The sequence below is a fragment of the Virgibacillus pantothenticus genome (assembly GCF_018075365.1).
GTDB classification, from domain to species: domain Bacteria; phylum Bacillota; class Bacilli; order Bacillales; family Amphibacillaceae; genus Virgibacillus; species Virgibacillus pantothenticus.
In genome coordinates this window covers 2,347,673-2,366,672 of the sequence record NZ_CP073011.1, presented here as the reverse complement: position 1 = coordinate 2,366,672, position 19,000 = coordinate 2,347,673, and the positions used below count along the sequence as shown (strand labels likewise).

Annotated in this window: 17 protein-coding genes; 9 read left to right on the top strand and 8 right to left on the bottom strand. The window is 38.2% G+C overall.

Features of this window, described 5'->3' with window-relative positions; all coding sequences use genetic code 11:
* The first annotated feature begins 11 nt into the window (after positions 1-11).
* From KBP50_RS11130 to splB, 4 genes are all read left to right on the top strand, one after another.
* Positions 12-1,238 carry a Tm-1-like ATP-binding domain-containing protein gene (locus KBP50_RS11130; protein ID WP_050352496.1) on the top strand — a complete coding sequence of 409 codons (1,227 nt, stop codon included), beginning with the start codon at positions 12-14 and terminating at the stop codon, positions 1,236-1,238.
* 1 nt (position 1,239) lies between these two features.
* The gene (locus KBP50_RS11125) at positions 1,240-2,064 is read left to right on the top strand and encodes a phosphoenolpyruvate hydrolase family protein (protein ID WP_050352497.1); all 825 of its coding nucleotides are present in this window, start codon (positions 1,240-1,242) and stop codon (positions 2,062-2,064) included.
* Between the two features lie 158 nt (positions 2,065-2,222).
* Entirely contained in the window at positions 2,223-2,480 is a 258-nt protein-coding gene (locus tag KBP50_RS11120; protein ID WP_050352498.1) for a transcriptional regulator SplA domain-containing protein, read from the top strand.
* Positions 2,473-3,501, top strand: coding sequence for a spore photoproduct lyase (gene splB / locus KBP50_RS11115; RefSeq protein ID WP_050352499.1), 1,029 nt, complete (start codon positions 2,473-2,475; stop codon positions 3,499-3,501). Before KBP50_RS11120 ends, splB begins: the two co-directional genes overlap by 8 nt.
* Before the next feature lie 406 nt (positions 3,502-3,907).
* On the opposite strand, the gene KBP50_RS11110 is transcribed toward splB, so the two are convergent.
* Positions 3,908-4,294 (bottom strand): TIGR02328 family protein, encoded by a 387-nt coding sequence (locus KBP50_RS11110; RefSeq protein ID WP_050352500.1) that lies wholly within the window; start codon positions 4,292-4,294, stop codon positions 3,908-3,910.
* Positions 4,295-4,914: 620 nt separating this feature from the next.
* Here KBP50_RS11110 and KBP50_RS11105 point away from each other — a divergent pair.
* Positions 4,915-5,733, top strand: coding sequence for a ZIP family metal transporter (locus KBP50_RS11105; RefSeq protein WP_244969450.1), 819 nt, complete (start codon positions 4,915-4,917; stop codon positions 5,731-5,733).
* A 282-nt stretch (positions 5,734-6,015) separates the two neighbouring features.
* On the opposite strand, the gene pabB is transcribed toward KBP50_RS11105, so the two are convergent.
* From pabB to KBP50_RS11085, 4 genes are all read right to left on the bottom strand, one after another.
* Positions 6,016-7,740, bottom strand: coding sequence for an aminodeoxychorismate synthase component I (gene pabB, locus KBP50_RS11100; RefSeq protein ID WP_050352502.1), 1,725 nt, complete (start codon positions 7,738-7,740; stop codon positions 6,016-6,018).
* On the bottom strand, positions 7,727-8,317 hold the full coding sequence (locus tag KBP50_RS11095; protein ID WP_050352503.1) for an anthranilate synthase component II: 591 nt from the start codon (positions 8,315-8,317) through the stop codon (positions 7,727-7,729). Before KBP50_RS11095 ends, pabB begins: the two co-directional genes overlap by 14 nt.
* Positions 8,318-8,729: 412 nt before the next feature.
* Positions 8,730-9,782, bottom strand: a complete 1,053-nt coding sequence (locus KBP50_RS11090; RefSeq protein ID WP_050352504.1) for a C45 family autoproteolytic acyltransferase/hydrolase — start codon at positions 9,780-9,782, stop codon at positions 8,730-8,732.
* A gap of 486 nt (positions 9,783-10,268) precedes the next feature.
* A complete protein-coding gene (locus tag KBP50_RS11085) occupies positions 10,269-10,406 on the bottom strand; it encodes a hypothetical protein (RefSeq protein WP_169770803.1) in 138 nt (45 codons plus the stop codon).
* Between the two features lie 245 nt (positions 10,407-10,651).
* Here KBP50_RS11085 and KBP50_RS11080 point away from each other — a divergent pair, with 245 nt between their 5' ends.
* The 4 genes from KBP50_RS11080 (at position 10,652) to KBP50_RS11065 (ending at position 14,432) form a co-directional block, all read left to right on the top strand.
* Positions 10,652-11,899 (top strand): YeeE/YedE family protein, encoded by a 1,248-nt coding sequence (locus tag KBP50_RS11080; protein WP_232231244.1) that lies wholly within the window; start codon positions 10,652-10,654, stop codon positions 11,897-11,899.
* A gap of 302 nt (positions 11,900-12,201) precedes the next feature.
* Positions 12,202-12,570 (top strand): DUF4111 domain-containing protein, encoded by a 369-nt coding sequence (locus KBP50_RS11075; protein WP_072742169.1) that lies wholly within the window; start codon positions 12,202-12,204, stop codon positions 12,568-12,570.
* Between the two features lie 494 nt (positions 12,571-13,064).
* Positions 13,065-13,637: a DeoR family transcriptional regulator gene (locus tag KBP50_RS11070; protein ID WP_050352507.1), complete on the top strand. Its 573-nt coding sequence runs from the start codon at positions 13,065-13,067 to the stop codon at positions 13,635-13,637.
* A gap of 30 nt (positions 13,638-13,667) precedes the next feature.
* Positions 13,668-14,432: a FixH family protein gene (locus KBP50_RS11065; RefSeq protein WP_050352508.1), complete on the top strand. Its 765-nt coding sequence runs from the start codon at positions 13,668-13,670 to the stop codon at positions 14,430-14,432.
* Positions 14,433-14,864: 432 nt separating this feature from the next.
* Here the strand turns inward: KBP50_RS11065 and KBP50_RS11060 are convergent, their stop codons facing one another.
* From KBP50_RS11060 to spoIIP, 3 genes are all read right to left on the bottom strand, one after another.
* The gene (locus KBP50_RS11060; RefSeq protein ID WP_050352509.1) at positions 14,865-16,409 is read right to left on the bottom strand and encodes a flotillin lipid rafts scaffold protein FloT; all 1,545 of its coding nucleotides are present in this window, start codon (positions 16,407-16,409) and stop codon (positions 14,865-14,867) included.
* Positions 16,410-16,578: 169 nt separating this feature from the next.
* Positions 16,579-17,127: an NfeD family protein gene (locus tag KBP50_RS11055; protein WP_050352510.1), complete on the bottom strand. Its 549-nt coding sequence runs from the start codon at positions 17,125-17,127 to the stop codon at positions 16,579-16,581.
* A gap of 694 nt (positions 17,128-17,821) precedes the next feature.
* Positions 17,822-18,937, bottom strand: a complete 1,116-nt coding sequence (spoIIP, locus tag KBP50_RS11050; protein WP_050352511.1) for a stage II sporulation protein P — start codon at positions 18,935-18,937, stop codon at positions 17,822-17,824.
* Positions 18,938-19,000: the final 63 nt, after the last annotated feature.

Below are 19,000 nucleotides of genomic sequence, written 5' to 3'. Positions count from 1 at the left end.
GAGAGAGTACATTGACAAATACGATTGCTTTAGCAGGAACGTTTGATACAAAAGGGAAAGAGTTTTTGTATGTCAAAGAACTTATTGAATCTTTAGGGTTTCAAGTATTGACGATCCACACAGGTGTATTTACGCCTCAATTTGAACCGGATATTTCTAATGAAGCGATCTTTCAAGCTGCTGGAGAAAATATGCAAGCAATTGTAACTGCAAAAGATCGTGCAAAAGCAACACTTGCTCTGTCTAAAGGAATGGAAGTTTTATTACCGAAGCTCTATGAAGCTGGAAAATTTGCCGGAGTGCTTTCTTTTGGAGGATCAGGAGGGACCTCTATTGTTACTCCTGGGATGAGAGCATTGCCAATTGGAGTTCCAAAAGTGATGGTGTCAACGGTTGCTTCTGGTAATATAGCACATTATGTTGGGACAAGCGATATTATGATGTATCCATCTATTGTTGATGTGGCTGGATTAAATCAAATATCTACAAAGATATTTACCAATGCTGTTTTCGCAATTGCTGGAATGTTGCAATTTAAAAATGATCAAGAAATAGAAAAGAAACCACTTATTGCGGCCACCATGTTTGGCTTAACCACACCTTGTATTAATTATGCAAAGGAGTATGTGGAGAAACAAGGCTATGAAATGCTCGTTTTTCATGCAACTGGAGTTGGCGGGAGAACAATGGAAAGCCTTATTGAGGATGGATTTATTGAAGGTGTACTGGATATAACTACAACAGAATGGGCTGATGAGCTAGTTGGTGGTGTTTTAGCGGCTGGTCCAAATCGATTGGAAGCAGCAGCGAAAAATCATATTCCACAAGTAGTTTCTGTTGGCGCTATGGATATGGTTAACTTTGGACCTTTTGAAACCGTTCCCGAAAAATTTTCAGGTCGCAAGTTTTACAAGCATAATCCAACTGTGACGTTAATGCGCACAAGTGTGGACGAGAATAAGCAAATTGGAAAAGTCATTGCTAATAAATTAAATCTGGCACATGGTAGTACTGCTTTAATCCTTCCTTTAAAAGGGTTATCTGGACTAGATGTAGAAGGGCAACCATTTTATGGACCTGAAGAAGATCAAATGTTATTTCATACATTAAAAGAAAACGTAGATCAAACAAAAGTACAAGTAATTGAATTGGAGCAGGCGATAAATGACCGAGCTTTTGCAGAAGCAGCTGCAGAGAAATTAATTCAATTAATTGAAAAGAAAAAAGGAGTGAACTAATATGTTAACTAGAAAAGAGATCATGCAACGATTTAATCAGCAAATCAATCAAGGTAATATTTTGCTTGGAGTTGGAGCTGGTACTGGAATTACTGCCAAAAGCAGTGAAGCTGGTGGAGCAGATATGTTAATTATCTATAATTCTGGTCGCTACCGCATGGCAGGTCGTGGTTCTTTAGCAGGGCTGCTTTCTTATGGAGATGCGAACCAAATAGTAGTAGAAATGGGAAGTGAAGTACTTCCAGTTGTCAAAGATACTCCTGTTCTTGCAGGTGTTAATGGGACAGATCCATTCCGAGTGATGGAAGTATTTTTAAAGCAGCTGAAAGATCAAGGCTTTAGTGGGGTACAAAATTTTCCTACTGTAGGCTTAATTGATGGTATTTTTCGTCAAAATCTAGAGGAGACTGGCATGGGTTATGATTTAGAAGTAGAGATGATACGCAAAGCTCACGAGCTGGATATGCTTACTACTCCTTATGTATTTGATGAAGAACAGGCTAAAAAAATGGCTGCTGCTGGAGCAGATATGCTCGTAGCGCATATGGGGTTAACGACTAAAGGTACCATTGGTGCCAAAACAGCCCTAACATTAGATGATGCGGTAGAACGGATTCAAAAAATTGTTGATGCGGGTAAGTCCGTTAACCCAGATATTACAGCTATTTGTCACGGCGGTCCAATCGCTGAACCAGACGATGCAGCTTATGTGATTAAAAGAGTCGACGGTATTGTTGGGTTCTTTGGCGCTTCCAGCATTGAACGCTTTGCCGCAGAAAAAGGAATTAAGGAACAAGCAGAGGCATTTAAACAAATTCGTAATTAGATTTTAAAAACAGATATATATTCAATTTCAATGGATAGGAGCAAAAGGTGCCTTGAAATATTTGTTTGCAACTATCCTTATTTTCTTAACTTTATTGTAATAAATTGAAGTGGTCCTGCGCATAATGAGTGTAAATATGAAGAAAGCTAGGTGAAAAGATGGAAGTGAATGATAACTTTCAACCAGGCGAAGTAGTTTATATCATTATTCGCAATCCACATGCTCAAAATGTTGCCCATATTCAACAAGCTGCAGTCGTTGAAAACCCGGAACGCCAAAATGAGCTGGCACTATTTGTTTATGAAACGTATTATCCTTTAACGGAGGAAGTAGCGGTATATAAATCTGCCGATGAGGCAGAAGCAGCTTACGCGACTGCGTTCGGTGTCCCAGATCAGGAAGGTTATTATGGTTAAGCCGTTCGTACCGCAGCTTGTATATGTGGAGCCAAAAGCGTTGGAATACCCTTTAGGAAAAGAGCTTATTACAAAATTTGAAAATATGGGAATTGAAATAAGGAAAACTACCTCTCATAATCAAATTCGTAATTTACCAGGAGACAATCATTTTCAAAGGTATCGTGTAGCTAAATCTACTTTAGTGGTCGGTCTGCGAAAAACATTGAAATTTGACACGTCAAAGCCTTCCGCAGAGTATGCTATTCCGTTTGCAACTGGCTGTATGGGGCATTGTCATTATTGTTATTTACAAACAACAATGGGTAGTAAGCCATATATTCGTACGTATGTTAATGTAGAAGAAATATTTGAAGCTGCCGAGGGGTATATGGGCGAACGTGCTCCTGAAATCACTCGATTTGAAGCATCTTGTACGTCTGATATTGTAGGTGTCGATCATTTGACACATACGTTAAAGCGAGCGATCGAATTTTTTGGACAATCGGAGTATGGACAGTTGCGATTCGTTACCAAATTCGCCCATGTAGACCATTTACTCGACGCAAAGCATAATGGAAGAACGCGCTTTCGCTTCAGTATTAATGATGATTACATTATTAAATATTTTGAACCTGGCACGTCACGACTTCATGAACGAATAGAAGCAGCAGTGAAAGTGGCAGAAGCTGGCTATCCATTAGGATTTATTGTAGCGCCAATTTACTTACATGAAGGCTGGAAGTCCGGTTACCACGAGATGTTTGAAAAACTAAAAGATATGCTACCAGAAAAAGCGAAAAAAGATATGACTTTTGAACTGATTCAGCATCGTTTTACAAAGCCAGCTAAACGGGTTATTGAAAAAAATTACCCGATGACAAAGCTGGAGTTAGATGAAGCGAAAAGAAAATATAAGTGGGGACGTTACGGAATCGGCAAATATGTATACAAAGATGAGGAGCAGGCTGATATAAAAGCAACATTAGGTGGATATATCGAAAAGCTTTTCCCTAACGCAAAAATAGAGTATTTTACGTGAAATAGTGAGTTGATTTTGGAAGGTACTTCATCGTCGCCAACGTATTAAAGAGAGAATAGAGACAATAAAACTAAGGTAAACAGGAACAAAGGCGCGGGGCGCTCGTTTAGCAACGTAGCGAATGGAACGAATCAACTAAAGATAAAGGAATCATGCCACTAAAACTGGGGTATGCCGACGTCTGGGCGGCAAGCCCGTTTTTAGACGGCCTTCTCTTAGAGACGAACCGATGAGGCCTTATCCGTAGGGCGCATTTCTAAATTCGCCTAGTTGCTGAGCTCATGCGCCGGACGTGACTAGTCGGTTATTTCGTTATCCCCAAGCACCTAATTTTATAGTATCCTATACAGCAACGAAAAAAGGCTACTCAGTGTGATCAGGTAGCCTCCTTTAAAAAGGCATAAAATTAGAAACAAATATGAATTCCCTTCGCTTTTAAATTATCGATACATTCACGTAAATATACTTCATCATGTTCCGGATAGATCGGTCGCTTTTGAGGGGCTTTCCCTTCTGGCGCATATAAACTATCCTCTGTATGCTGGCTACAAGCTTTGCCACGATAAAATGGATTTTCCCACAAAGGGTCAACGCAGTATCCCCTTGTTTTCATTTCATCCATAATCAATTGATGGTATAAGAAGAGGCGATAAGGAGAATAGTAAAATAAATAATTGACGGTTGCATGCTTTTTCCCCCAGCCATTGCCACGTAAAGCACAGCATTCTCGATGTTGACCTAATAATTGTTGTCTCGGTAGTTTTGTAATTAGTTTTTCATGCCAAAGTCTCATCACATCTTCCTTCTAAACGGTAAATTTTATTTGTTACGACCGTTTATCCCCGTATATAAGGTGCTGTAAGACTCCCCACTTCAGGAGTTCTGTATTGCAACAAGTCTAAGTGAGAGAAAACAGCACCTAAATGCCCTATTTCGTTCAGAGGCCCTTAGGTCATACCATTACGGTACGAACAAGCCGTGGAGGAGGAATGTCCCCCTCCTCTTATTAAGTATTACTTTATAATTGTAATACATTGTCTTTATCATTGCGAATTATTTTTGGACTAAAGGATGGTCTGGGGTAAGCAACGGAAGGGGTAGAGCATCCATTTGAGCAGGTAGCAGAAAAAAACCGAGCAAGTATTTGTTAATTTGAGCATACAATAGTTTAGAATGAGTAAGCTCTCGTTTTAAATTCGAGCAAAGGTTCAGATGAAGCAAGCATTTAGCGACTCGAAGCATAAAAAAGATCAGCACGTACACATAGCAATAAAATAATCTATATTTATGTAATCGTCAACAGAATAATAAATCGGTTACAGCCTTCTTAGGAAAACAATTTTTATGGTGGAGAAGCTGATGTATGATAAAATGGCATTATGGTAAATAAAAGAAGTTTTGGAGGGTATGCGCATGATCATAGACTATTTTCTTACACTACATCCAGTAATTCAAGCACTGATTGCAACTTTATTTACATGGGGAATGACAGCACTTGGCGCGGCTCTCGTTTTTACAACCAAAAATTTTAATCAACGTTTTATGGACAGCATGTTAGGTTTTGCAGGCGGGGTAATGATTGCAGCTAGCTTTTGGTCGCTATTAGCACCAGCGTTGGAGATGGCTGAAGCAAATGGCAATACGCCATGGATCCCTGCTGCTGTAGGTTTTATGTTTGGTGGGATTTTCCTTTGGGGGATTGATAAAATATTACCCCATTTGCATCCTACTTCACCAATCCAAGAAGCAGAAGGGATTCATCCGAATCGTAAAAAACGAAGTACGCTACTAGTTTTAGCGATTACGATGCATAATATCCCAGAAGGTTTAGCTGTTGGTGTGGCGTTTGGTGCTATTGCAGCAGATCTACCAACAGCAACCGTTGCTGGAGCTGTAGCCTTAGCAATTGGAATCGGGATTCAAAACTTCCCAGAAGGAGTTGCGGTTTCCATGCCACTGCGCAGGGAAGGAATGTCGAGAAGAAGGAGTTTTATGTACGGGCAGTTTTCAGGAATGGTTGAACCAATTGCAGGTATCATAGGAGCTTTGGCTGTAACCTTTGTTCAGCCTTTATTGCCATATGCATTAAGTTTTGCTGCAGGAGCCATGATTTTTGTGGTAGCCGAAGAGGTCATTCCTGGCTCACAAGAACAAGGGAACCGTGATTTAGCCTCCATGAGTTTAATGATTGGCTTTACAGTTATGATGATATTGGATGTTGCACTTGGTTAGAAAAGGACTAGGGAAAAAATCCTTCATAGAATTAAAAATTGCAAAAGCTCCGGAACCACTTAATGGCGATCCAGGAGCTTTTTCGCTATATGAAAGTGAATGTAGTTTTCTCAATTCTTCATTGCTAAAAGCTACAAATTATGTCTTCGAGCGTCTGTTTAGAGGATTGCTGTCTTGTTGTTGACCATTAAATGAATAAAACGAAGCAGCTGATGATAATAAAGAAAACGGGCTGAATATATGTGAGCATTTTAAATATTCTATGTTCGTTTTTTAAAAAGCTCAACTGTCAAGCGTAACAGGAACCCATCCCCTAACACTATTGATTAGCCAAATACGTGAACAGGATTCCAAATCCTTAATCGTAATGATTTTTTCGCTAATCATTCCTTTTTCAATAGCATGTTGACGGAAGGTTCCTGGTAATAACCCGCAATGTACTGGCGGCGTGTAGAACGCACCGTTCATTTCTACCACGACATTTCCAATTGTAAATTCCGTAACTTCTAACTCTGCATTCCATAACAGAACATCATCTGCATCTGGATGATCTTGTAAGAACGTGTGATACATTTCTCGGTTAGTCGTCTTATGATAATAGAAAGGATTGCTTTTATCGATTGCCTGTTGCGCGAGTTTAACTTTTAACGTTTGCAGATTTGTTTTTATAGGCTGTACATCAGAAGTGATCTCACCTGTATTGGCTAATAAAACACGTAGTTTATATGTCCCAGTATTCCATTGCGTAGCAATTTGTTCTAACTTCAATTCCATTTTTGTTACTTCAAATGGATACGAAAAAAAGGCTGCCGACTTTGCCATTCGCTTTAAATGATAATCAAGCAAAGAAAATTTTCCGTTTTCTAAACGAATACTTTCCAAAAGTTCAAAGTCGTTCATCTGTTTTTTTAACACAAGTGTTTTAGACAGCATTTCTTCATACTCTTCTTCGCTTGTAGAGTCCCATGTAATCCCGCCACCAACCCCATAAGTGGCCTCACCACTAACATTGTCAATCAATACTGTTCGAATTGGCACATTAAAGATAGCTTCTTTTTGAGGCGTCACATATCCAATGGCTCCGCAGTAGATATTACGTGGAGCTGTTTCTACTTCGTGGATAATTTTCATTGTGTTTACTTTCGGCGCACCAGTAATTGATCCACAAGGAAATAATGCTTTAAAAATAGCAGTAATATCTGGTTCTACTTCTGCTGTAACAGTTGAAGTCATTTGAAATACCGTTGGATAGCGTTCAATCGTAAATAATTGAGGAACATGAACAGTGCCGGGTTTCGCAATGGTACCTAGGTCATTTCGCAATAGGTCAACAATCATAACATTTTCAGCTCGATTTTTTTCTGATTGGTACAGCCATTCAGCAATTGCTTTATCCTCCTCTAATGTATTCCCTCTTTTTGCTGTACCTTTCATCGGTTTGGTAGTAATCAAACCAGCTTGCAAATGGAAGAATAACTCCGGTGAAGCAGATAAAATTGAGTGACTGCCAATATGTAAATAGGCGCAATAGTTCGCTGCTTGTGATGCGGTTAATCGCTGATAATATCCAAACGTATCACCAGCAAAACGGCTGAACATTGGAACAGTATAATTCACTTGATAAGTATCACCATTTTCAATATGATATTTAATCTGATTGATATTCTTTTTATACGCTGAAGCAGTTATGGGAAGTTTCCATTCATCAATTGTAAAAGGTCGTGCCTTCGATTTTTGAGCTGGTTTCGCTTCTGAAAAAATACCAAACCATAATAGCGGGAACTGATCACTGTTGTGAACTTCAAATGCACGGTCAAATGCTGGAGCAGCTTCATAAGCAAGAAATCCTGCTGCATAGTAACCAGCTTGGATATATTGTTCAATCGCTTGTAGACAAGGAATTACTTCAGATTGTTCATATGTAGAAATAATGGTAATTGGATCTGTAAATGAAATAGGGTTTGTATTACTAAAGTCAAAGCGTAAATAAGGGTTATGTTGCTTCATTTTCTAAACCATCCTTCATAGCGAAAAAATTCTTTAACAATTCGATTCCACATTCTGATAGAATCGCTTCTGGATGAGCTTGAATCCCTTCTATAGGATATTTTTTATGACGAAGGGCCATTACTACTCCATCTTTCGTAGTTGCACTTGTTTTCAAACAAGCTGGGATCGTGGCTTTGTTCACGATTAAAGAATGATACCTTGTCACCGCTAGCGGGTTCATTAAGTTGTGAAACATTCCTCGATTATCATGGGTGATGAGGGATACTTTGCCATGCATTGGTTCTTTTGCTTTTTCAATCGTAGCGCCAAATGCTTGGGCAATCGTTTGATGCCCGAGGCATATTCCAAGTATAGGGAATTGTTGATGTAATTTAGCAACAACTTCTAAGCAAATGCCAGCTGAATTTGGCGTACCAGGCCCAGGAGACAGGACGATCGCTGTTGGCTGCATATGTTGTATTTCTTCTACAGTAATAGCATCATTTCTTACGACATGGACTTCGAAATCTAGCTGTTTGATATATTGGACTAAATTAAAGGTGAATGAATCATAATTATCTATCATAAGGATCATTAAAAGCTGCTCCTTTCATTTGCGTATATTAGTATAACATAGGTGGGAAGTGGTTTAGAGTATTCGAAGCAGCGAAATAAATTACTTATGATTTAGCGTGCATTCTTGGTATAATGTACTATTTTCTCAGCTTATCCCGTATATAAGGTGCAGTAAGACTTAAGAGTTAGATAATCTGTCCAAGAAGTCTAAATGGGAGATAACAGTACCTAAATGCCCTATTTCGTAAGAGTTTTTTAGGTCATACCATTACTGTACTAACAATCAGTGGCTAAGAAAATAGCCCCTGATTAAAGGATCGCTTTATCCCTCAATGAAACGCAACCTTCTTTTGGTGTTGCAGCATCTGTGGCGGTATTTCTACGCTTGACGAACGTGATGAGAAAGATTCCATTTTTCTGTATTGTAAACTTTAAGCCATATATTTCATATTTACAAAAACTTCTGAACTGCTAAGCACACCTTTTATGCGTTTAAAATTTGTGTCTCTTCCTTGCAGCCAACGATCAAAGTCAAACATAAAAGGTTCTCTATTTCCTCCTAATGCAAACCAGGCATTTTTCGTTTTTGGTAAATATAATGCAGTATGCAGTGTTCCCGCCCAAGCTCCGTATTTAGTAGAAAAAACACCGTACTCTGTGCGGTTAAACATTTGAAAAGCCTGATAGGGATTAAAAACGTTCACTGATTGCTGTTCAATTGCTCGATAACGTCGAAGCGAATCGTCCATTCGGAATCGGTTTTCATTGGTTAATTTTTGAAAGTGGTTGGTACAAATAGAAGATTCTTGTACAACAACTGCTCGTGGAGAGGCTTCAACAACCTTCTTTTCTCCATGTATATCTAGTAATACATAACTAAATGTATGCCGATGTGGAATTTCTTTTAACAAGTTAATTGCTTCTTGAACATTCCGGCAGGATTCCAAAATAATCCGGCCAATCATATTGCATAAAAATCCATCACTTGACTGTTTGCGATTAATAAAGTTATAGCCCATCACTAATCCATGTTCATTCATCCCATCCGTGCGCCCAGTGATTTGCATCGTAGGTCCAATGGTGGCGTATCCAACATCTGTTGGTTGATACATCAAGTAACGTCCTTCATAGGTAGATGGTGCATTATCATAGTTCCGTACCATATAATGAGCCTCCGTGTAAATCGAACAACCACTGCGTCCATATTCCAGATAATAGCCGCCAAATTCTTGAATGGCTTCCTGGATATTCATTTTTAATGCGTCCGCTAACCCATGCAATTCTTCCCAAATACCTGGTGCATAATGGTGTAACAGCTCTTTTATTCTATGATGGTCAATGATAAAATGACGATCCTTTATCGGTCCCCATTGCTTTTTACGGTTAGGAAGAATGAATGAATTTTTAAGCAGACTTCCTTGATAATAGCCAAAATCGTAATGTTTGCCGCGATATTGGATGATATCACTATATACTTGTTGCACGGAAAAAACTCCTTTACATATCAAAATTGCCTGATCTAGTATTTTCTGTATCCCATATAAGGTGCCGGAAGCCTCCTATTTCAGGAGTTGGATAATCTGTAAAACAACAAGTTTAAGTGGGAGATAACAGCACCTAAATGCCCTATTTCGTAAGAGGTCTTGCCTTTAGATCATACCATTACGGTACTAACGATCCAGTGGTGAATGAAAACCCTCACTGATGGAAGATTCACTTTATTTAAATGAATTACATCGTGCTTCACTTCATAGAAATATGTTAGATAGCTTTATATCGTTACCTTGCCTTGTAATAAAATGAGAAGCTATATTGAGTTTACGTGATGTCACGGAAAAAGCCTAAGAAAATGCTTTATCAAAAATAGAGGAGTTGATTACAAAAACGAATACAATATGGAGTACTTCTATATTAGCTAGTTAATTAAAAATAGCTGTCTCTAGTTATTAGACAGCTATTGTCATATTAAGTTAAGGATTACGTTTCGTTATTTCTTGGTTCATCGGGTTTTCTCTGGAAAATTCAACGTCTGGTCGCAGTTTATTATGTTTATTTTGGTTATTTTGCTTGTTTTTATCTTTGTTACGATTTTTATTTTGCTCAGACATGGCAATACCTCCTTTAGTAACTGTTAGATTAACCTTTTTGTAAAAAAATATGCGTATGCGTGAGCTAAAACAGGGGGAAGCTCAAAAATGGAAAAATAGTTAGAAGGTCAAATTGACATGGACCGGAAAGTACGATTAACTTTTATTTTCCGTTCGACCTATTTTAAAAATATTGACACAAAAATGTATTCCGCGTATTATAATAAACTAAATCCGACTATTTTTATAAGGAAAGGGTGGTTTGTGTGAAAGTCCAACCAGTAAGTGAAGTTAGAGACCCTATACCCGCAAGTAATTCTCGTTTAAAGAAACCACAAACAGCACTGATTACAGGTGGCTTGATGATTGCTTTCATACTGGTAATATATTTATTTGCGACTCAAGCAATTGTACAGCCAATTTTGCTAGTACTTGGTTTATTATTAGGCTATACGTTATTCCATGCGCGTTTTGGGTTTACTTCTGCGTTTCGAAGGTTTATGTCAGTAGGCAATGGAGAGGCTATACGTTCACATATGGTAATGCTTGCTGTAGCGGTTACGCTATTTGCACCAATTCTTGCATATGGATATTCTTTTTTTGGTGCTGAAGTAAGCGGCTATGTTTCACCAGTTGGGGTCAGCTTGCTAGTAGGAGCGTTTATTTTTGGAATCGGCATGCAGCTTGGTGGCGGGTGTGCTTCTGGTACCCTATACGCTGTTGGTGGGGGACGATCCGTCATGTTTGTAACATTAGTTTTCTTTATTATTGGCTCAACGATCGGCGCAATGCATCTTCCGTTTTGGACAGATGATTTACCGAGTTTTGGAACTATTTCTTTAGCTACATCAACAGGACTGGGGTATGGTGGTGCATGGCTGCTATCTATCATTTTATTCGGAATCATTACATGGATCACCTTTATCGTAGAGCGAAAAAAACAACCTCCTAAAATGGCTACTGTTCCTTCGGCAAAAGGGTGGAAGCGTATATTACGTGGTTCATGGCCTTTATTTGCAGCGGCAATTGTATTAGCTGTTTTAAACGCACTTACGCTTATGACTCGAGGAACTCCTTGGGGAATTACGTCTGGCTTTGCGCTTTGGGGTTCAAAAATTGCGCAGCTATTAGGTGTAGATGTTGCAAGCTGGGGTTATTGGCAAGGCGAGAATGCTCAATCATTGCAAGCTTCCATTTTTGCTGATTCAACAACTGTACTGAACTTTGGCGTCCTTCTTGGTGCTTTCATCGCCTCTGCTGCTGGTGGTTTATTTAAATTTACAAGCTTAAATATGAAAAACGTCACTGCATCAGTGATAGGTGGTCTATTAATGGGTTATGGAGCTCGATTAGCTTTTGGCTGTAACATCGGAGCGTATTTCGGTGGTATTGCCTCATTTAGCTTACACGGTTATATATGGGGGATACTAGCTTTAGGCGGAACATTTATTGCCTTATATTTACGTCCGTTATTTGGTCTATCTGTACCAAAATCAAAAGATTCGTTTTGTTAAAGAAAAACTGTCGTTGAAGGAATAGCTTCATACGGCAGTTTTTTTTACTGTATAGGAACCTATAAAATGAGTGCTTGTGGATAACGAAATAAAAAAAGCAATTAATATATCAATTTATCGCTTTAGAAGCTGATTACCAAGTCCAAATTGAAACTAGCGTAATTAACTCGGCTACGTTATCTCCTTTTCAATTTCCTCCGCCGTTTGAATTACATTATTCTCCATTCCATAAGCATCGCTATGAAAATGATGAGGATTATCTTTGTGATAATGGAACAGACCCAGATTTAGTCGCACACCTTGTGGTAACGCTCTATAGAGGAAAGACTGTTGACGGTCCAAATAAGGAAGATGTTATTCCGCCAATCGATAAAAAGTATTTCATGTATTCTATAAGCAGTGATATAAAAGACGCACAAACTGCTATAATACAGTCTCCAGTCTATTATAGTTTAAATTTATGTCGTGCACTTTACTATTTTCGGGAAGGTGTGATAGCTTCCAAGCTAGAAGGAGGCAAATGGGCGAAGCAGATTATTTCTGATAACTGGAAACCATTAATAAATCTAACGTTAGATCATTATCAGCAGAAATTAACGAACCCAAGTTGGGACCAGGAGCATTTGGTCAACTTTGCTACATATATGCTAAAGAAAATAGGCCTCGAGTAATAGCTATGTGTTTTTTATGGCTATTTGTGTTTTACCTTACATGTGGGAGTAAGACCTGTCTTCTAATCTGTCAAAGTCAACTGAACCACTGCAGAATAAGATCTAGCGCAAGTCGAATTCCGATTCTAATTGACTAACAATCAATAGAGAGTGAAGAAAACCCAGTAATTGAAAGGTCATTTTATCCCGAATATAAGGTGCCGTAAGACACCTACTTCAGGAGTTGGGTAATGGTAATCTGTATAGCAACAAGTCTAAGCGGAAGTTAACAGCACCTAGATGCCCTGTTTCGTAAGAGCCCTTTAGGTCATACCATTATGGTACTAACAATCAGTAGGGAGAAAATAGCTGGTGATTGAAGATTCATTATATGTGATAAAATTCACAATTAAATTCACAAACATGTCACCTAAAATGTATTGCTGTATCCGATTACAAATGATATATTTTGTTGTAGACTGTTAGAATATGTTATAAAACGAGAGGAGGTTTCTATGTTACCACTCGAAAGGAAAGCGCGTATTAAAGAGCTGATTTTGCAAAAGAAAAATTTAAAGATAACTGACTTAAGCAAGATGTTCGGTGTCTCTGAGATGACGATTCACCGTGATGTTAAAATATTGGAGCAAGAAGGCATCATCACAAAAACGTTCGGTGGTATTTCTTTAGTGAAAACGGAGGAAAGCAAGCAAGACCGTTGCGTCTATTGCAGCAGATCGATCCATGAAAAATTAGCTTATCGGTTAATTTTATCTAATCACGATATTGAAGTGGCCTGCTGTGCACATTGTGGGTTGCTTCGTCAACAACAACTTGGAGATAAAGTGATTCAAGCCATTTGCCCAGATTTTCTTAGACAAACTACCATCAGTGCACCAATCGCTTGGTACGTAACCGATACTACTTTACATATGGGGTGCTGTCATCCGCAATTATTAACTTTCGAGTTTCGAGAGCATGCAGAGAAATTTGTAAAGGGTTTTGGAGGGAAAGTGTATTCTTTTGAGAAAGCAAAAGAAGTTTTAATGAAACAAATGAATGGAACGATGCAATGCAAGCATCACTAACTTGAAGAGAAGAAGGGGATTTGTTGTATCATGAAAAAAATATGGATCTTTATCGCAGTCGCTGTTTTATTGTTTATAACAGCATGTGGGCAAGAAACAACAAAAGAAAAAGATGCTGCTGATTCGGAAGAAGAACTTAAGAAGTTAAAAGTAGATTTTAAAGTTCCTGAATCAGCTGAACCAGGTGAAAATGTTGAATTAAAGGCAACCGTAACCTATGGTGAAGAAAAAGTAACAGACGCTGATGAAGTTGTTTTCGAAGTTTGGGAAAAAGGGAATAAAGACGACAGTACCAAATTAGACTCAACCAACCATGAAGATGGCACCTACACAGCAAAAATTACATTTGATAAAGATGGAGTTTATGAGATGTATGCTCATACAACAGCTAGAGATCTGCATACCATGCCTAAAAAATTCATTACAGTTGGTTCAGGAGATAGTGGACAAACGGAAGATGCATCTGAAGATGATGAACATGCCGATCAGGAAGCTGCTGGAGGCTTCGATCTGCACTTTATGGAACCTGAAAATGTGGTAGCAGGAGAAGAAACGGAGCTAATGGTTCATTTACAAATGGATGGGAATCCTTTAGAGGAAGCTTCTGTCCGTTATGAATTTGGTCGTAAAGATGCAGAGAATAAAGAATGGGCAGATGCGAAAGAGAGCAAAGCAGGTGAATACACTGCTTCCCATACATTTGCTGAAGAAGGAACGTATCAAGTAATGATACATGTGGAAAGTGGTGAAGATTTACATGAACATCAAGAGTATGAAATTGCTGTGACTAAATAAAGTGTGACTCTAAAACAAATTAATTAATGCTGCTTTTTTGAAAATCAAAGATAGTTTGCATATGTTATAATTATCAATATATAATCGTAACACTGCCATTTATACGGCAAAGTGGCGGTGACATGAAAGTTTAAAAAGTAATCTACGTCCTAATTTGTCGGGCAAGGTGGATTGCTTTTTATTTATCTTGCTTATTAATGCAGATAATGGGCTAAACGTAAAATTACAGTTTTATCCTCACGAGAGCACGCTTTAGAAGTGACCATCATATATTATACTCATTGAGCTCGTATATATCGTACTATAGAGAACCTATACAGCTAAGTATATAAGTATTAGATAAAAAGGATTTATATGATAGATAATTGCTGAAAACAGGAAGCAAATAGAAGAGAGACATTGAAACAAATGTCTCTCTATTCAACATATAGCTTATTGTTTTTCTACCTCAGCTAATTCCTTATCGATTTCTTCCTTTTGATAGCGTGGGCGATTTAAATCATAATCAGGAGTGGATTGATGTTTTCCGCTTATATTTTCCAATAATTCCTTGACATCAATTCCTGATGAAGCTTTGAGCGTTTCCTGTAAACTTGCCATTAAGTTCGTAGCGTAACCGGAAACTTTGTTGGCCCCACCATCGGTACCATTACCACCTGTATCCACGACGGTAATCTTATCAATATTGGATAGTGGGCTAGCTACTTCTTTTGCATATTCTGGAAGCATTTTAATAATCATATCTAAAATCGCTGCTTGACCGTATTGCTCAAATGCTTGCGCAATTTCTCGTTTTGCTTCTGCTTCTGCTAAACCAGTAAGCCTGATGACCTCTGCTTCAGATTCCCCTTGTGCTCGTTGTGAGTCCGCTTTAGCAAGACCATCCACACGCACTCGTTCCGCTTCTGCTTTAGCTTCTGCCTCAATGCGGTATTGATTTGCCTCCGCTTCTGCCATTTGCTTCATTTTATCTGCTGAAGCTGCTTGCTCTACAGCATAACGATCTGCATCTGCTTTCTTTTTAACTTCAGAATCATATTGTCTTTCACGTCGTAAAATTTCTTTTTCTTCTAATTCAATTTGCTTTTGACGTTCAATAATTTTAATTTGCATTTCTTGTTCTGTTACGTCCTGTCTTGCTCTTGCTGTTTCCAAATCATAAGCTTGGTCGGCACGAGCTTTTGCAATATCTTGCTCCCGGCGATAATCTGCCGTTTTTAATTGATTAACTTTTTCTGCTTCAGCTATTTCAGTGGCGCGCTCTAATTCGGCTTTTTTAGCATCCTTGGCAGCCTCTGCTTGTTTAATTCTAGTTTCTTTATCTGCCTCCGCAGTAGCAATATCTGCATCTCGTTTTACTTGGGCGATTCTTGGCTTACCGAGTGATTCTAAGTATCCGTTTTTATCTTTAACATCTTTAATGGTAAATGAAACAATAATAAGTCCCATTTTAGCTAAATCTTGCGAGGCAACACGCTGTACTTCCTGAGAGAATTTATCCCGGTTTTTGTAAATTTCTTCTACTGTCATAGAGCCTAAAATAGAACGAAGATGTCCTTCGAGTACTTCTTTTGCCTCTACTTCGCGATCTTCCTTTGTTTTCCCAAGGAATTGTTCAGCAGCTGTAGCGATTTCACTGATGGAACCGCCAATTTTTATAATAGCTGTTCCATCAGCCATAACGGGAACACCTTGTTCTGTATACACTTCAGGTGTTGTTACTTCTAATTTACTAGATAATAGACTAAGTGGCTCTGCCTGTTGAAAAACAGGTAATACGAATGCTCCACCGCCACGAATAATTTTAATCTTATTGCCAGATTCATCGACATGGACATTTTTACCGCCAAGATAGCTTCCAGTTACAATTAGTGCTTCATCAGGTCCAGCAGTGCGGTATTTGGAAACAAAAATACCAATAAGTGCTACTAATAAAAATATGACAATCCCAATAATAATCCAAAATCCTTCAAACATATAATTCCTCCTTGTATAGTTGATTTATATAAATATAAAATGTAAAACCGAAGTGATAAACCTATCTAAGTCAAACAATGCGACTTAGGTATGCTGGTATATCTGTATAAATGATTTCTATAATACTATAAAAAATGGCTGTGTTTCCCATACAAGCAACCTGTAATAGTTAGCTAAGTTCGTCTACATCTAATTTATTCTTATCATAAGGCTCGACATATAGGACACCTTCCTTTATGTCTAAAATCAGCACTTCTGCTCCCTCGGGTATCGGTTGGTTATCATAGGCAGTTACAGGTTTGGAAATTCTCCCGCTTTTGCTCTCAATGACGACTTCTCCATAACCGTCAGCTGGGATGGGAATGATGATTTTCCCAACACGACCAATTAAAGAATCTTCGGTATAACCAAGCGATTCTTCGGCAGAAGCCAAAGGGATTAATATAAATACATTTAACAGCGTATCAAGAATAAGGGCAATAAAAATAGCAGTTAAAATAATGAGCAGGCTGGAAATTGAAGTTAAGGTTTCTAGTAAATAGCCTGTAGCAGAAAAGAAGGTGATAAATGCTAGAATAAGAATAGGGTTGGCTATTGGCAATACCTCACCAATTCCCTCTAATACATCGCCAAAAAGCATATAAATGATGGTAAGGGCTGCTGCTATGATTAGCATGTATAAGTAAAGTGTCTCGATTGGCAACCCAAAAAGAGTCATATGGATCCCCCCTTTTTTATCATTATGGAAATCATTTACTTACAATACGAACGAAATGTATGAAAAGTTTCAAATTATGTCATAATTAATTAATTTATTTCGTAAATAATGTGCTGCTCGCATTCTCTTTAGGAGTTAGATAATCTTGTAATATTACAAGTTATTAGTCGCTGGTTAAAAGCAACAATCTGGAAGCCTGCTTATCTTTGGATACGCAGATTCGACAATAGAGCCAGTCCGTAAATATACACACTGTGGTTGGGAAGTTATAACTAAAAGTATGAATTGTATAAATTTACCAAATGGACAGAACACCTTTTACTTAGGTTTTGATTCTTTGTCAAAATTGACAGAGATATATTAACAGAATAATCAAACTATATTTATGCAACGCTAGTCAATTCGGTTAATTCCTTTAATTATTATCCATTCCATCTCCAAAAAGCCTCCCATTAGTTAAACAGGTAGAAATTGGAACTGTTTACCCCGCATGTAAGGTACCGTAAGACTCCGACTTCAAGATCTTGAGTTGATACAAGGTCTAAGTGGGAGAAAACGGTACCTAAATGCTCGATTCGTTCAAGGACATTTAGGTCATACCCTGGTGGTACTAACATTCAGTAGGAGATGGAAGAAAACTCCTACTGAATGAAGTTTTACTTTAATGAGAGAAAGTTTTTCGGGACCGTACAGCTTAATTTTCAGAAGTTACCTCTTCCGCGTTATGATAATATTCACCAATTACTTCTCCTAAAGCCTTAGAGGTGTTGGAAAGCTCCTCTTTGTTGTTGTCCACACCACCAACTTCAATTAAAATGGATTTTTTAGATAGGTCTTGATTATAAACACCGTTTCCATCAGATCGATCCTTTAAAAAGATCCCCCTGCTTATTCCTGGATACTTTGCTTCTAGCTTCGCATTTAGTTTTTCTACAAAAGCTAGATTTTCTTTATAATTTTCGTGTTCTGCGCCAACAACAAAATAAAGCTTTGCATAAGCATTGTCATTAATAGTAACGGTAGTAATATCCTTGCGCTGGGCGTCGCGGTGAATATCAATGAAATATTGCATCCTATCATTGCTTGCCATTGCTTCTTCCACCATACTTCGTGATAACCGATACGAGTCATAGTAATCCCAGCCTCTTTCGTGCAAGGCGGCAGTGACATTTGTTCTATCATGGAATGTAGGGATTCCTTGCTTTTCTAGTTGTTCTGTTAACAACGAACCTACTACAATAATATTTTTTGTGTTATCCGTGCTGGAAGCTTGTGAAGGTTTCTGTTTATCTTCTCCTAATAATGGCAAAAAAGCTTCCCAGCTATGACTATGATAGACATATATTTCTGCTTCTTGCTGATTAGTTCTATTTTTACTATCCGGTTGCTTTTCTTCTTCCGGTTCTTCCTTTAATAATTCTTCAAAATCTGGTGGTGGCGATTCAATTGGCATCGTTTCTTCTCCAGATTCGTTGGCAACTATTGGCAACTGAACTGCCGGATTTCTTCCCGGAAGTGCTAAATCTAATAAACTCGTAAAATTTCTAGGTGAAACGCCAGAGGCAGCTTCCAATAGTAACTTTGGCCAATCAGGTTTCTCTATATCATTTGATTCAAGCGTTGTTTCCAGTAACGGAATTTCTGTAGTCATTGCGGTAAAGAGTGCATCGGAAAAAATAGCGGATTCAGTAATCTCATCGACCAAGGGCAGTTGAAAAAAATGATGCTGAAACTTAGGTAATGTTAAAAATGTGATTAAGAAAAGTATGATTGTCATAGCGGATAGTCCAGTAAATAATATTCGTCGCATTTAAGGTCAGCCTTTCTTTGTTTCTTCCCTATATTCTATGCAATGGAGTCTTTTTAATAGAAC

What these genes read in the sequence shown, in the direction of transcription:
- KBP50_RS11060 (WP_050352509.1), bottom strand. Translation starts at nt 16,409, where the DNA reads ATGTTTGAAGGATTTTGGATTATTATTGGGATTGTCATATTTTTATTA.
- pabB (WP_050352502.1), bottom strand. Translation starts at nt 7,740, where the DNA reads ATGAAGCAACATAACCCTTATTTACGCTTTGACTTTAGTAATACAAAC.
- KBP50_RS11055 (WP_050352510.1), bottom strand. Translation starts at nt 17,127, where the DNA reads ATGACTCTTTTTGGGTTGCCAATCGAGACACTTTACTTATACATGCTA.
- KBP50_RS11070 (WP_050352507.1), top strand. Translation starts at nt 13,065, where the DNA reads ATGTTACCACTCGAAAGGAAAGCGCGTATTAAAGAGCTGATTTTGCAA.
- spoIIP (WP_050352511.1), bottom strand. Translation starts at nt 18,937, where the DNA reads ATGCGACGAATATTATTTACTGGACTATCCGCTATGACAATCATACTT.
- KBP50_RS11105 (WP_244969450.1), top strand. Translation starts at nt 4,915, where the DNA reads ATGATCATAGACTATTTTCTTACACTACATCCAGTAATTCAAGCACTG.
- splB (WP_050352499.1), top strand. Translation starts at nt 2,473, where the DNA reads ATGGTTAAGCCGTTCGTACCGCAGCTTGTATATGTGGAGCCAAAAGCG.
- KBP50_RS11095 (WP_050352503.1), bottom strand. Translation starts at nt 8,317, where the DNA reads ATGATCCTTATGATAGATAATTATGATTCATTCACCTTTAATTTAGTC.
- KBP50_RS11085 (WP_169770803.1), bottom strand. Translation starts at nt 10,406, where the DNA reads ATGTCTGAGCAAAATAAAAATCGTAACAAAGATAAAAACAAGCAAAAT.
- KBP50_RS11065 (WP_050352508.1), top strand. Translation starts at nt 13,668, where the DNA reads ATGAAAAAAATATGGATCTTTATCGCAGTCGCTGTTTTATTGTTTATA.
- KBP50_RS11125 (WP_050352497.1), top strand. Translation starts at nt 1,240, where the DNA reads ATGTTAACTAGAAAAGAGATCATGCAACGATTTAATCAGCAAATCAAT.
- KBP50_RS11110 (WP_050352500.1), bottom strand. Translation starts at nt 4,294, where the DNA reads ATGAGACTTTGGCATGAAAAACTAATTACAAAACTACCGAGACAACAA.
- KBP50_RS11120 (WP_050352498.1), top strand. Translation starts at nt 2,223, where the DNA reads ATGGAAGTGAATGATAACTTTCAACCAGGCGAAGTAGTTTATATCATT.